General features: G+C 35.6%; 14 protein-coding genes. 2 read left to right on the top strand and 12 right to left on the bottom strand.

Going from position 1 to position 12,846, the window contains the following annotated elements; genetic code table 11:
- Window positions 1-3: 3 nt before the first annotated feature.
- Window positions 4-714: a response regulator YycF gene (gene yycF / locus Q0977_RS06290; protein ID WP_119416795.1), complete on the bottom strand. Its 711-nt coding sequence runs from the start codon at window positions 712-714 to the stop codon at window positions 4-6.
- Between the two features lie 393 nt (window positions 715-1,107).
- Here yycF and Q0977_RS06285 point away from each other — a divergent pair, with 393 nt between their 5' ends.
- Window positions 1,108-2,025 (top strand): YitT family protein, encoded by a 918-nt coding sequence (locus Q0977_RS06285; protein WP_367269446.1) that lies wholly within the window; start codon window positions 1,108-1,110, stop codon window positions 2,023-2,025.
- A 77-nt stretch (window positions 2,026-2,102) separates the two neighbouring features.
- On the opposite strand, the gene Q0977_RS06280 is transcribed toward Q0977_RS06285, so the two are convergent.
- The 8 genes from Q0977_RS06280 to rpsF form a co-directional block, all read right to left on the bottom strand.
- Window positions 2,103-3,392 (bottom strand): adenylosuccinate synthase, encoded by a 1,290-nt coding sequence (locus Q0977_RS06280; RefSeq protein WP_119416639.1) that lies wholly within the window; start codon window positions 3,390-3,392, stop codon window positions 2,103-2,105.
- Window positions 3,393-3,535: 143 nt separating this feature from the next.
- Complete coding sequence (gene dnaB, locus Q0977_RS06275) at window positions 3,536-4,894, bottom strand: replicative DNA helicase (RefSeq protein ID WP_119416638.1); 1,359 nt, start codon at window positions 4,892-4,894, stop codon at window positions 3,536-3,538.
- 12 nt (window positions 4,895-4,906) lie between these two features.
- Window positions 4,907-5,356, bottom strand: coding sequence for a 50S ribosomal protein L9 (gene rplI / locus Q0977_RS06270; RefSeq protein ID WP_119416637.1), 450 nt, complete (start codon window positions 5,354-5,356; stop codon window positions 4,907-4,909).
- Window positions 5,353-7,329, bottom strand: coding sequence for a DHH family phosphoesterase (locus tag Q0977_RS06265; protein ID WP_119416636.1), 1,977 nt, complete (start codon window positions 7,327-7,329; stop codon window positions 5,353-5,355). The genes rplI and Q0977_RS06265 overlap by 4 nt, the downstream gene beginning before the upstream one ends.
- Before the next feature lie 13 nt (window positions 7,330-7,342).
- Window positions 7,343-8,284 carry a YybS family protein gene (locus Q0977_RS06260; RefSeq protein ID WP_124218271.1) on the bottom strand — a complete coding sequence of 314 codons (942 nt, stop codon included), beginning with the start codon at window positions 8,282-8,284 and terminating at the stop codon, window positions 7,343-7,345.
- Between the two features lie 220 nt (window positions 8,285-8,504).
- Window positions 8,505-8,741 carry a 30S ribosomal protein S18 gene (gene rpsR / locus Q0977_RS06255; protein WP_119416634.1) on the bottom strand — a complete coding sequence of 79 codons (237 nt, stop codon included), beginning with the start codon at window positions 8,739-8,741 and terminating at the stop codon, window positions 8,505-8,507.
- Between the two features lie 56 nt (window positions 8,742-8,797).
- A complete protein-coding gene (gene ssb, locus Q0977_RS06250) occupies window positions 8,798-9,325 on the bottom strand; it encodes a single-stranded DNA-binding protein (protein WP_119416633.1) in 528 nt (175 codons plus the stop codon).
- A gap of 41 nt (window positions 9,326-9,366) precedes the next feature.
- Complete coding sequence (rpsF, locus tag Q0977_RS06245; RefSeq protein WP_119416632.1) at window positions 9,367-9,654, bottom strand: 30S ribosomal protein S6; 288 nt, start codon at window positions 9,652-9,654, stop codon at window positions 9,367-9,369.
- A gap of 170 nt (window positions 9,655-9,824) precedes the next feature.
- Here rpsF and Q0977_RS06240 point away from each other — a divergent pair, with 170 nt between their 5' ends.
- On the top strand, window positions 9,825-10,370 hold the full coding sequence (locus tag Q0977_RS06240) for a DUF3267 domain-containing protein (RefSeq protein ID WP_119416631.1): 546 nt from the start codon (window positions 9,825-9,827) through the stop codon (window positions 10,368-10,370).
- Window positions 10,371-10,485: 115 nt separating this feature from the next.
- Here Q0977_RS06240 and ychF read toward each other — a convergent pair whose 3' ends face one another.
- The 3 genes from ychF to Q0977_RS06225 form a co-directional block, all read right to left on the bottom strand.
- Entirely contained in the window at window positions 10,486-11,586 is a 1,101-nt protein-coding gene (gene ychF / locus Q0977_RS06235; RefSeq protein ID WP_119416630.1) for a redox-regulated ATPase YchF, read from the bottom strand.
- Window positions 11,587-11,673: 87 nt separating this feature from the next.
- Window positions 11,674-11,880 (bottom strand): DUF951 domain-containing protein, encoded by a 207-nt coding sequence (locus Q0977_RS06230; RefSeq protein ID WP_124218270.1) that lies wholly within the window; start codon window positions 11,878-11,880, stop codon window positions 11,674-11,676.
- Between the two features lie 2 nt (window positions 11,881-11,882).
- Entirely contained in the window at window positions 11,883-12,821 is a 939-nt protein-coding gene (locus Q0977_RS06225; protein WP_256386329.1) for a mechanosensitive ion channel family protein, read from the bottom strand.
- Between the last annotated feature and the right edge of the window lie 25 nt (window positions 12,822-12,846).

Raw genomic sequence — 12,846 nt, 5'->3', positions numbered from 1 at the left:
CCTTTACTCCTGTTCAGGGTTTCTTAAGTAGTACCCTACTCCGCGACGAGTTACAATCCAGGTTGGATGACTTGGATTATCTTCAATTTTCTCACGTAGTCTACGAATCGTTACATCAACAGTTCGAACATCACCAAAATAATCATAGCCCCAAACAGTTTGAAGTAAATGTTCGCGGGTCATTACTTGACCAATATGTTTTGCTAAATAATGAAGTAATTCAAATTCACGGTGTGTTAATTCAATTGATTCATCACGCTTTAATACTAAGTATGCATCTGGTTGTATAACTAGAGATCCTATAACAATATCATTATTTTCTTCTACTGATTCTTCAGTAGTTGTAACCGTTTGGTGTCTACGCATATTGGCTTTCACACGTGCAATTAGTTCACGTGTACTGAATGGTTTCGTTACATAATCGTCAGCACCTAGTTCAAGCCCTAATACTTTATCAATTTCTGAATCTTTTGCTGTTAACATAATGATTGGTAGGTCGTATTTTTTTCGCACTTCACGGCAAACCTCCATACCATCACGTTTCGGTAACATAATATCTAGTAACATTAAATCTGGTTTTATTTCTTCTACTTTTTCTAGTGCTTCGTCTCCATCATAAGCACAGATTACTTTGTACCCCTCTTTTACTAGATTAAATTGTAATATATCTGCAATCGGTTTTTCATCATCTACTACTAATATTGTTTTATCCACAGTCTTTTCCCCTTTCTTACGATCAGTTTAGGTTGTTCGTTACTGTTAGATTATAAAAATGTATATATTAACTCTAACATGCTTTTATGTTCTACGCATCTTTCACAAATTCAGGAGTATATCATTTCCTGGGTAATAAATTGACCATTATCGACAACAAAAATGACCATCTTAATAATTTTACCATAAAAAAGAATATCTAAAATTCCTATTATGAAGGGTGAAAGGAACTATATTTCTTACCACCAGCTTGAACTTCTTTTAAATTGAAGTCCATTCATTGTATGGCCAATAAATTGATGTGAATGTTAAATATATTTTTCTTCTTTATTTCTAAATTTTCAGATAAAATATGAATATAGCAATTATTTTATTTAGAATTGGGGAGATTTTATGAGTGATTCGAAACGGAGCATAGAGTCAGTGCTCTCGCAAGCTAAAGATGTTAGTAAAATAAACAAAAAGTTATCTAAGCAAAAACTATTTCAAAGAATCATCATGGTCATTCTAGGTGCCTGTATTATGGCAATTGGACTTGAACTTTTTTTAGTCCCGAACAGGATATTAGATGGCGGAATTGTAGGGATCTCCATCATCATTTCTCATCTAACAGATTTACCTCTAGGAATATTTATTTTCCTCTTAAACATTCCATTTATTTTCCTCGGTTATAAGCAAATTGGTAAAACCTTTGCCTTATCAACTGCTCTAGGAATTACAACATTATCAACTGTTACAATTATGCTTCATCATTTAGAACCATTTACGAAAGATTTACTATTATCGACTGTGTTTGGTGGGATAGTACTTGGAATCGGAGTCGGCCTCGTTATTCGCTATGGCGGATCACTTGATGGAACGGAAATTTTAGCTATCCTTTTTAATAAGAAATTACCATTTTCAGTTGGCGAAATCATAATGTTCTTTAATCTTCTTATTTTTAGTGTGGCGGGTTTTGTATTTACTTGGGAACAAGCAATGTATTCAGGACTAGCCTATTTTATCGCCTACAAGATGATCGATATAGTGATTCAAGGTCTAGATGAATCAAAGGCTGTATATATTATTAGTGAAGAATATGATGAGATAGGTAGAGCTATTATGGATCGTTTAGGACGTGGCGTCACGTACTTGATTGGAGAAGGAGCTTACACTGGTGATTCAAAAAAGGTGATTTTTACTGTAATTACTCGTCTAGAAGAGTCAAAACTTACTTCAATTGTTGGAGAATTAGATGCCAATGCTTTTTTAGCAATTGGTAATATCGCGGAAGTACGAGGCGGAAGATTTAAAAAGAGAGATATTCACTAAACGAAAAAGCAAGTATGCACCCCAATGCATACTTGCTTCTTTGTTTCTATCTATTTGATTACAATTAAATTTTCATTTTAGTTATCCCAAACATTTACTAAAACATTTGTTTGTTCACGGTCAGGACCTACTGAGAATGTTGCAATTTGAATACCTGTTAATTCGCTAACACGTTTCACATAGTTACGCGCATTTTCAGGTAGTTCTTCTAATGTTTTGCATCCTGTAATATCTTCTGTCCAACCAGGAAGTTCTTCATAAATTGGTTTACACCCTTCAATAATATGAAGATTTGCAGGATATTCAGTGATGATTTCACCATTGTAGTCATATGCCGTACAGATTTTCACAGTTTCAAGACCAGTTAATACGTCTATTGAGTTAAGAGCTAAATCTGTAATACCAGATACACGACGGGAATGGCGAACTACAACTGAGTCGAACCAACCAACACGACGTGGACGGCCAGTAGTTGTACCATATTCACGCCCTACTTCACGAATTTGATGACCCACTTCATCAAACAATTCTGTTGGGAATGGGCCATCACCAACACGTGAAGTATAAGCTTTACTTACACCAATGACACGAGTAACTTGAGAAGGACCAACTCCAGCTCCAGTAGCTACACCTCCAGCAACTGGATTAGATGAAGTAACATATGGGTATGTACCGTGGTCAACATCAAGTAAAATACCTTGTGCACCTTCAAATAGTACTTTACCGTCTTCGTCTAATACATCATTCAATACTTTAGAAGTATCAGTTACATACTTTGCAATTTCTTGACCATAACCATAATATTCTTCGAAAATGTCTTCAAATTTTAATGGCTCAACTTCATAGAATTTTTCAAATAAACGGTTTTTCATAGCCAAATTAGAACGTAGCTTTTCTTCGAATACTTCTTTGTCTAATAGGTCCGCTACGCGAATACCAATACGTTGTACTTTATCTGTGTAACAAGGTCCAATCCCTTTACATGTAGTACCGATTTTTTTATCTCCACGAGACTCTTCATCTACCTTATCTTGATATACATGGTAAGGTAGGATCACTTGTGCACGATTGGATATGCGCAAGTTATCTGTATTAATCCCACGTTCTTGTAGTCCTTTTAATTCTTCAACAAGCGATTTAGGGTTAATAACCATGCCGTTACCCATTACTGAATGTTTATCTTTATAGAAAATACCAGAAGGGATCAAATGTAATTTATATGTTTCTCCTTCAAATTGGATAGTATGTCCTGCATTATCGCCACCAGAATAACGTGCGATTGCATCTGCTTCTTTAGAAAGGAAGTCTGTAATTTTACCTTTACCTTCGTCTCCCCATTGAGTTCCTACCACTACAACTGATGTCATAATCAGCACCTCCGTCAGACACTTTCTTCGTGTCCTGATTCAAACAGACTTATTGTATCAACGATAATAAGCCAAGTCAATAAAAAACAGTAAAAAACACGAACATATTATATTCGTCTGACATCAATGTTCGTGTTTTTTATCTAGTAGCCTCCTGCTGTTGCTTCTGCAGACCAGTCTACGCTAACAAACTTATTAAATTCTTTTTTAAATGCTAATTTAACGGTATCTGTTGGACCGTTACGTTGTTTAGCTACTATAATTTCAATTGTATTAGCATCTTCAGTTTCCTTATCGTAATAATCTTCACGATATAAGAATGCTACGATATCGGCATCTTGCTCGATACTCCCAGATTCACGAAGGTCACTCATCATCGGTCGTTTATCTTGACGTTGTTCTACACCACGCGATAATTGAGATAATGCAATAACTGGAACTTCCAATTCACGGGCAAGTGCTTTAAGTGAACGCGAAATTTCTGATACTTCTTGTTGTCTATTTTGTCCCGCTATACCGCTTCCTTGTATAAGTTGGAGATAATCTATTAGGATCATGCCTAACCCATGCTCTTGTTTTAGCCGACGACATTTTGCACGAATCTCGCTTACTCGTACACCAGCAGAATCATCTATATAGATTCCTGCACGGGATAGTGTACCAGTTGCCATCGTTAGCTTACGCCAATCCTCTGAATTTAAAGCACCTGTACGTAAAACTTGGGCATCAATATTTCCTTCAGCACAAAGCATACGCATTACAAGTTGTTCTGCACCCATTTCCAGAGAGAAAATAGCAACATTCTCTTCTGTTTGAGTACCAACTGCTTGGGCAACATTCAATGCAAAGGCTGTCTTCCCAACTGATGGTCTGGCAGCAACAATGATTAAATCGCCCCGTTGGAATCCAGCTGTTAAACGATCCAGGTCACGGAACCCTGTTGGAATACCAGTTATATCGCCTTTGCGATTTTGTAAATGTTCTACATTCGCATATGTTTCAACAAGAACATCTTTTACATGCTTAAAATCACCGGCATTCTTGCGATTCGCCACTTCCATGACTCTACTTTCAGCTTCAGAAAGTAAAGCATCTACCTCATCTTCACGTGTATAACCATCTTCTACAATCTTAGTTGCTACGCGTATTAAGCGTCTGAGTACTGCCTTTTCAGATACGATTTGAGCGTAGTAACCCACGTTTGCAGCTGTTGGAACAGCATTTGCAATTTCTGTAATATAAGAAATGCCCCCAACATCTTCTAATTCGTTATGTGACGATAGCTCTTCAGTAACTGTAATAACATCAATTGCTTTCCCTTGATCGCTCAAACGTAACATAGTTTGGAATATTTTCTGATGTGCAGAACGGTAAAAGTCATCAGGAATTAGAATTTCTGAAGCAGTAATTAACGCCTGTGGTTCAAGAAATATTGCCCCTATGACAGATTGTTCAGCTTCTTGGTTATGGGGCGGAACGCGGTCCAATTGTGGATCGTTCATAAATGTCTCCCCTTACTCTTGTTCTGCAACATGTACTTTCAATGTAGCAGTTACTTCATGGTGAAGCTTTACAGGTACTTTTGTTACACCTAAAGTCCGTATTGCTTCTTTTAGTTCCATTTTACGTTTATCAATTTTAATATCATGATCTTTTTGTAATTGTTCTGCAATCTGTTTTGAAGTAATTGATCCAAATAAGCGACCATCTTTACCCGGTTTCGCCAACAATTCAACTGTTAAATTTTCCAATGTTTCTTTTAATGCTTTTGCATCCTCTAATTCTTGTGCTGCATTTGCAGCTGCACGTTTATTTTGAGCCTTTAATTTTGCTATCTCAGCCGCTGTTGCTTCAACAGCGTTTTTTTGTTTTAGTAAAACATTACGTGCATATCCATCAGAAACTTCTTTCACTTCACCTTTTTTACCTTGACCTTTAACATCTTTTAAGAAAATGACTTTCATACTTCAGTACTCCCTTCCAATACATCATCGATTGCTTTTTTTAACTTTTCTATCGCTTCATCTATAGTTTGAACTTCTAGTTGGCATGCAGCGTTAGTTAAATGTCCGCCGCCACCTAGTTCCTCCATGACTAGTTGAACATTCATCTCACCTAATGAACGTGCGCTAATGCCCACTTTTCCATCATTACGATGCGCAACTACAAAGGATGCAGATATGTCTTTCATTGTTAATAAAATATCTGCAGTTTGTGCAATTAATACTGAATTATAGATTTTACCACTGTCACCTCGTGCAACAACAATTCCATTATGGATAAATTCAGCTGTTTGAACAATCTTAGAACGTTCAATATACGTACCTATATCTTCTTTTAAAAGTCGTTGTACCAACACTGTGTCGGCCCCATTTGTACGTAGATATGAAGCTGCTTCAAATGTTCTTGCACCTGTTCTCAACGTGAAACTTTTCGTATCAACAATAATCCCCGCTAGCAAAGCTGTCGCCTCTAACATTGTTATTTTATCATTTTTTGGTTGATATTCTAACAATTCCGTTACCAATTCTGCTGTTGAGGAAGCATAAGGTTCCATATAAACGAGCATAGGATTTTTAACAAATTCCTCACCACGACGATGATGGTCAATAACGACTACCTTATCAGACTTGTTTAATAATCTTTCCTCAATGGTCATACTTGGTTTATGCGTATCTACTATTACTAACAGTGACTTTTCTGTTATTTTATCCAACGCTGCTTCTGGTGTAATAAAACGATTATATAAATCCGATTTATCCTTCACTACTTGCATTAAACGATTAATACTATTGTCAATATTATCGAAGTCTAAAACTACATAACCATCAATTCCATTCATATCAGCCATTTTACGAACACCAATAGCAGCCCCTATCGCATCCATATCCGGCATTTTATGCCCCATTACAAAGATTTGATCGCTATCCTGTATTAAATCGCGTAAAGCATGTGAGATAACACGAGCACGTACTCTTGTACGCTTCTCAACAGGATTGGTTTTTCCACCGTAGAACTTTACCTTACCATTTGGTTGTTTAATCGCTACTTGGTCACCGCCACGTCCTAGTACAAGATCTAAACTAGACTGTGCAAGTTCTCCTAATTCTAATAACGATTGTGAACCAGCACCTACACCAATACTCAATGTTAGAGATAAATTTTGCTGTGCTGTTATCTCCCGAATATCATCAAGAATAGCAAATCTTTTCTTTTCTAGTTCTTGCAAAATTGACTCATTCATAATTGCTATAAAACGATCAGAGTCAATTCGTTTTATATAGATTCCATATGTTGTACTCCAATTGTTTACAAGAGATGTTACAAGAGAATTGGTTTGACTTCGAGTTTGATCATCCATACCTTGGGTAATTTCATCATAATTATCAACAAAAAGAATTGATATTACTGTACGATCATCATGGTAAAGTGCTTCTATTTCAACTTGTTCTGTAATATCAAAGAAGTAAAGTAATTTTTCTTCTGGTTTATAGAATGCACGATACTTTCGTTCTTTTAGAGTAATATTGAGTTCATTTGACTCCTCGTGCTTAATCAGATTATATAAGTCTTCAGATAAAGAGAAGACTTCCTCTCCAATCAAAGAATCTGTCCCTAATATGCGAAGCATATAAGGATTTGTCCATTCAATCAGAAACTGGTCATCGATTAATACAATACCAATTGGCATTTCAAGTAATGCCTCTTCGCCCACCTTTTTTAAGCGATATGATAGCATTTCGATATGCCTTTCAGTCTCTTTATACGTTTCAGACTCAGCTTTCCAAGTAAGAATCAAAACTAATACCAAGACTATTCCATACACGGCGCCAGTCAATAAGTTCCACATTACACATATCACAATACCTGCTATTCCAAGCAATGACAGGATTAAAAGAGGATATCGTATTGGTCGTTTTCTAAAAAGAGTACCCATAAAGCTCAACTCCTTATTTTCTTGTCATGCCACTAATAAGTCCACGGATATTAAATCCTAAATCTGCTATACCGATTAAAGTAACAAACGAACTTAGTGGAAAAGCGAGGATAGTACCAACTACAATTGTCCATTTCGGCCATCCTTGCTGATACATGAAAAAGTGAATCAATGAAATACCTTGAAGCAAAAATAGTGTACTTAAGAGAAAAGATAAATTCAATACAACTACATAAATAAATGACCCTGTGTCAGGTTTTATAAATAACGTTATTAATAATACAATGAGATAATACCACAAAAAGGCACGTGGTAATTGTAAATCTCTAAATGGAGCAAATTTAGGAACTTCTAGTCCAAAACGTCTTAATAATGGTAAATTCAAAGAAATGATAATAAACGTCAAGAAAAATACCATTAACGTTATCATTGTTGGCATACCCATTTGCATTGTATTGACCAATGTGTCTAATTGATCAGTTGAGATTGGGGCTTTACCTGTCATTGCTTTGACCATCTCATTTGATCTCTCATAACTTTCCCGGAAGTTTGTTATGACTTCCTTTAAAATATCGATATTAAAGAATTTTACAGACACAATATATTCAATTGCAATAGAAATCAATACTGTAAAGGCTGTCGACATAAATAAAAAGACTTTGCTTTTCTTTGTACTAATTGCATCGCCGATGACCAATCCAATCAATACAACTATAACAGCTAAAGGTAAAGATAAAATCCCGCCAATTAAAAATGCAATTGCTAAACTAACAATAGACACTAATAATGAGGAGCCACGACTATACTTTGATCTATACCAAGCAATCGGTAAAGAAATAAACCAAATCGATACGATATTCAACACTGGTATATATGTAGAGATGGCTAATAATATAGCAAACAATGCCACCATCATGGCGCCATGCGTAATTCTCCTTGTCTGATTTTCTGGCATTTAAAACCTTCCTTTTCATAAAGAAAATCTATTATTTCATCTTATTATTGTATCATGTTTCATGGTATCGAACAAAAACCTAGATGTATCAACTAACATTGTCTAAACAAAAATAAAATGTAAAAAATGATCAGCAACTACTCTTTAACTGATCATCTACTCCTTATTCAATTTTACAATATAAAAAAAGACCAGCATATGCCGGTCTTTTAAAAAATCATTATTTATCATCTGCAGTGAATGGTAGTAAAGCCATTACACGAGCCATTTTGATAGCTGATGTAAGTTTACGTTGATATTTAGCGCTTGTACCAGTCACACGGCGTGGAAGAATTTTTCCGCGTTCAGAGATGAATTTTTTTAATAAATCAACATCTTTGTAATCGATGTGTTTGATGTTATTAGAAGTGAAATAGCAAACTTTACGGCGTTTGCGGCCTCCTCTACGTGGTGCCATTGTGTAGTTTCCCTCCTTATATAATTATCGTATATGACGTGCAATAAGTCATTTGCTTAGAATGGTAGATCGTCTTCTGTTACGTCGACTTTTCCTCCACCATTGCTAACTGGTGCAAATGGATCTTCATCTACACGTGTGTAATTTTGCTGACTAGGTGATTGATTCTGTTGATAAGATGGTTGTTGATAGTTTCCTTGTTGTGGAGCACTATATGACTGACCGCCATATTGTTGTCCTTGTTGAGGACGGTCTCCTGCAGCACTGCGTGGTTCTAAGAACTGTACGCTATCTGCAACAACTTCAGTTGTATAAACACGTTTACCATCTTGTCCTTCATAACTACCTGTTTGGATACGGCCTTCAACACCTGCAAGACTTCCTTTACGTAAGAAGTTTGCTGTATTTTCAGCTTGTTTACGCCAAACTACACAGTTGATAAAGTCCGCTTGTCTCTCACCTTGTTGGTTAGAAAACGTTCTATTTACAGCAAGTGTAAAACGAGCAACAGCAACGCCACTTGGTGTGTAGCGAAGTTCTGGATCTTTTGTTAGTCTTCCAACTAGTACGACACGGTTAATCATCAGAATGCAACCTCCTTTATCTGCTTTTGTTCAAGTTCAAATTAGTCTTCTTGACGAACTGCAATATGACGAATGATATCTTCGTTAATATTAGCAAGACGAGTGTATTCATCGATTGCTTTAGAATCAGCGTTAACTTTCACGATTTGGTAGAAACCTTCGCGGAAGTCTTCGATTTCGTAAGCTAGGCGGCGTTTGCCCCATTCTTTTGATTCGATGATTTCAGCACCGTTAGAAGTTAAGATTTCGTTGAAACGTTCAACTAAAGCTTTTTTACCTTCTTCTTCGATGTTTGGACGAATAATATACATTAATTCGTATGCTCTCATTATATAAGCACCTCCTTGTGGACTTTGGCCAAGTTCGAAACCCTTGGCAAGGAGTTAGTAATTTTTACTACTCACATCAACGAATTGTATCATATATTAGAATATTAAGCAACTAACTTTGCTAGGCAAGGGGGATTTATTTTCATATACTTTAGAGTGGAGGGATGTAAATGGAGAATTGTTCAGAACCAATTGATATTATTGAATTAGATATAAAAAGAATAGCAAGGCAGAATTTATTTTGGACCATTTTTTTAATGATTAGTTTCCTTTTGGTTAATGGCTTTATACATGGGGAATTTGCTTTTCATATATCCATTTTTAATTTTTTTCTTTTTTTTATTTTATATATTGGATTAATCGTTATACATGAAATTTGTCATCTAATTGGTTTTCTTCTTTTTGGAAGAGTCCCAATTAGTAGTTTAAAATATGGCGTCAATTTAAAAATGGGTGTCGCCTATGCTACAACAACAAGATATTTACACAATAGGGCAATGAAAAAGTCCCTTTTACTTCCTTTTTGGATTACAGGTGTAATTCCAGCTATGATAGGTTTTATACTCAATAATAACCTATGGCTTATCTTAGGTGCGTGGCTTATCGCTGGAGCAGTTGGAGATTTCGCGATGTATAAAAAACTAAGAAAGTTTCCAAAGAATTATTTCATTCGGGATGACCCAAAGTTGCCTAAATTATATATTTATAAAAATTAGCAATTAAATAAATTGTATTTGAAAGCCTCTTTTGAAAACACATAGCGAATATTCATTAATAGAAAAAAGTGGCCCTGTAAGTTTTATACTTACAGGGCTACTTAATAGTTCTTGTTTATACGTTAAAACGGAATAACATAATGTCGCCATCTTGTACAACATAGTCTTTACCTTCAAGACGTACGCGTCCAGCTTCTTTAGCAGCATTCATAGAACCATATTGCATTAAATCTTCATATGAGACAGTTTCTGCTCGAATAAAACCTCGTTCAAAGTCAGAGTGAATGATTCCGGCACATTGTGGCGCCTTCATACCTTTACGGAATGTCCATGCTTTTACTTCTTGTACCCCAGCTGTGAAATATGTAGCTAGACCAAGTAAGCTATATGATGCACGGATTAGTTGATCTAATCCTGATTCCTCAATACCTAATTCTTCTAGGAACATTGATTTTTCATCATCATCTAATTCTGCAATTTCTTCTTCAATTTTAGCACAAACAACAATCACTTCTGCACCTTCAGAAGCCGCATATTCACGAACTGCTTGTACATATTTGTTATTGCTAGCATCTGCTACTTCATCTTCAGAAACATTCGCTACATAGAGCATTGGTTTGATTGTTAACAAATTTAACCCTTTAATAACTTTCTTTTCATCATCAGATAATTCAACAGAGCGAGCTGGTTTTTCTGCTGCGAACGCTTCTTTAATTTTTTCTAAAATAGGCGCTTCAATCATCGCTTCTTTATCTTTTTGGCGAGCTAACTTTTCAACTTTTGCATATCGTTTATCAACAGATTCTAAGTCTGCAAGGATCAACTCTAGGTTGATGACTTCAATATCACTAATAGGATCCACTTTACCTGCAACATGTGTAATATTTTCATCTTCAAAGCATCTTACAACTTGAGTAATAGCATCTACTTCACGGATATGAGCTAAGAATTTGTTACCTAGTCCTTCACCTTTACTTGCACCTTTTACGATACCAGCGATATCTGTAAATTCAAATGCTGTAGGAACAGTTTTCTTTGGTTGTACTAACTCAGTTAATTTATCTAAACGTGCATCTGGAACTTCTACAATCCCTACATTTGGATCAATTGTTGCGAATGGATAGTTCGCTGCAAGAGCCCCTGCCTTTGTAATTGCGTTAAATAATGTGGATTTACCAACGTTTGGTAAACCTACGATACCGGCTGTTAAAGCCATTTTTTCCACAACCTTTCAAAAAAATAAATACTATTAAATTATTTCCTATATCAACTTGTTCATTATAGATTTTCACTAAGTAAAAGTCTATTCTTCAGATGGATTTGCGACTACCAAGACTTTTTTCATTTTCTTATCAAATTCCCTACGTGGAATCATTACACTATGTTGGCATCCTTCGCATTTGATACGAATATCTGCACCCAGGCGAATAATTTTCCACTCATTTGTTCCACAAGGATGTTGCTTTTTCATCTCTACTATATCACCAAGACCATATTTTTTTGCTTCCATTTTTACTCTCCTTCTTCAAATGCTTGATTATTATCTCGTTCATAAACCATCATTTTAGGATAAGGAATTTCAATGCCATTGCGATCAAAAATATCTTTAATATCACGACGAACCATACGTGAAATAGCAAAATGTTGCATTGGTAATGTCTCAACGGAAATACGTAATGTGACTTCGGCTCCTACGACATTTTGGACACCTAGCAAGGTTGGCTCAGAAACCACTTCTTCATGAGTAGCTGGTAAAGTTTTTAAATATTGTTCGATGAGTTTTTCAGCTTTTTCAATATCTGAACTATATGCTACACTAACATCAATAATTGCAATTGAGTTATTAATCGAATAATTTACAACCTCTGTAATAGAGCCATTCGGTATAATGTTAATTTCCCCTGCTGCACCTTTAATCTTCGTTGTACGTAAACCAATTTCTAATACTGTTCCCTCCGTTGAAGTAATTTTAATATAATCTCCAACACCAAATTGATCCTCAAAGATGATGAAAAATCCAGTAATGACATCCTTTACTAAACTCTGTGCACCAAACCCAACTGCTAAACCGACGATTCCAGCACCAGCTAACAAACCTGCCACTCTTATATTCATAGCAGATAATATAGCGATAATTGCTGAAAAGTAAACTACATAAGATATGACACTTTGCAATAATCGTAAAATTGTTCGATACCGTCGTTCAGATGCAGGTTGTAATGCAATTGGCCCATTCATTCGAATATCAAAGAATTTTTTAATGGCCATCTTCGCAACACGTACAACAACCATTGATAAAAGCCAGATAGCAATAATCTTAAGTGTTGCAAATCCTATATTATTCCATAGTTTTTCATCTGTTAAGTAATCCTTCATTGACTCCCAACTATGCATACTTTTTAATTTCACTTTTATAACTCCTCTTGCATAAAAAAATTTTTTCTTACGTATACTGCAGAAAAAGAAGAAGGTGAAA

Source organism: uncultured Rummeliibacillus sp. (assembly GCF_934216135.1).
GTDB lineage: Bacteria > Bacillota > Bacilli > Bacillales_A > Planococcaceae > Rummeliibacillus.
Note: the sequence above shows the minus strand (reverse complement) of the source record. Positions and strands in the feature narration are given on the sequence as shown.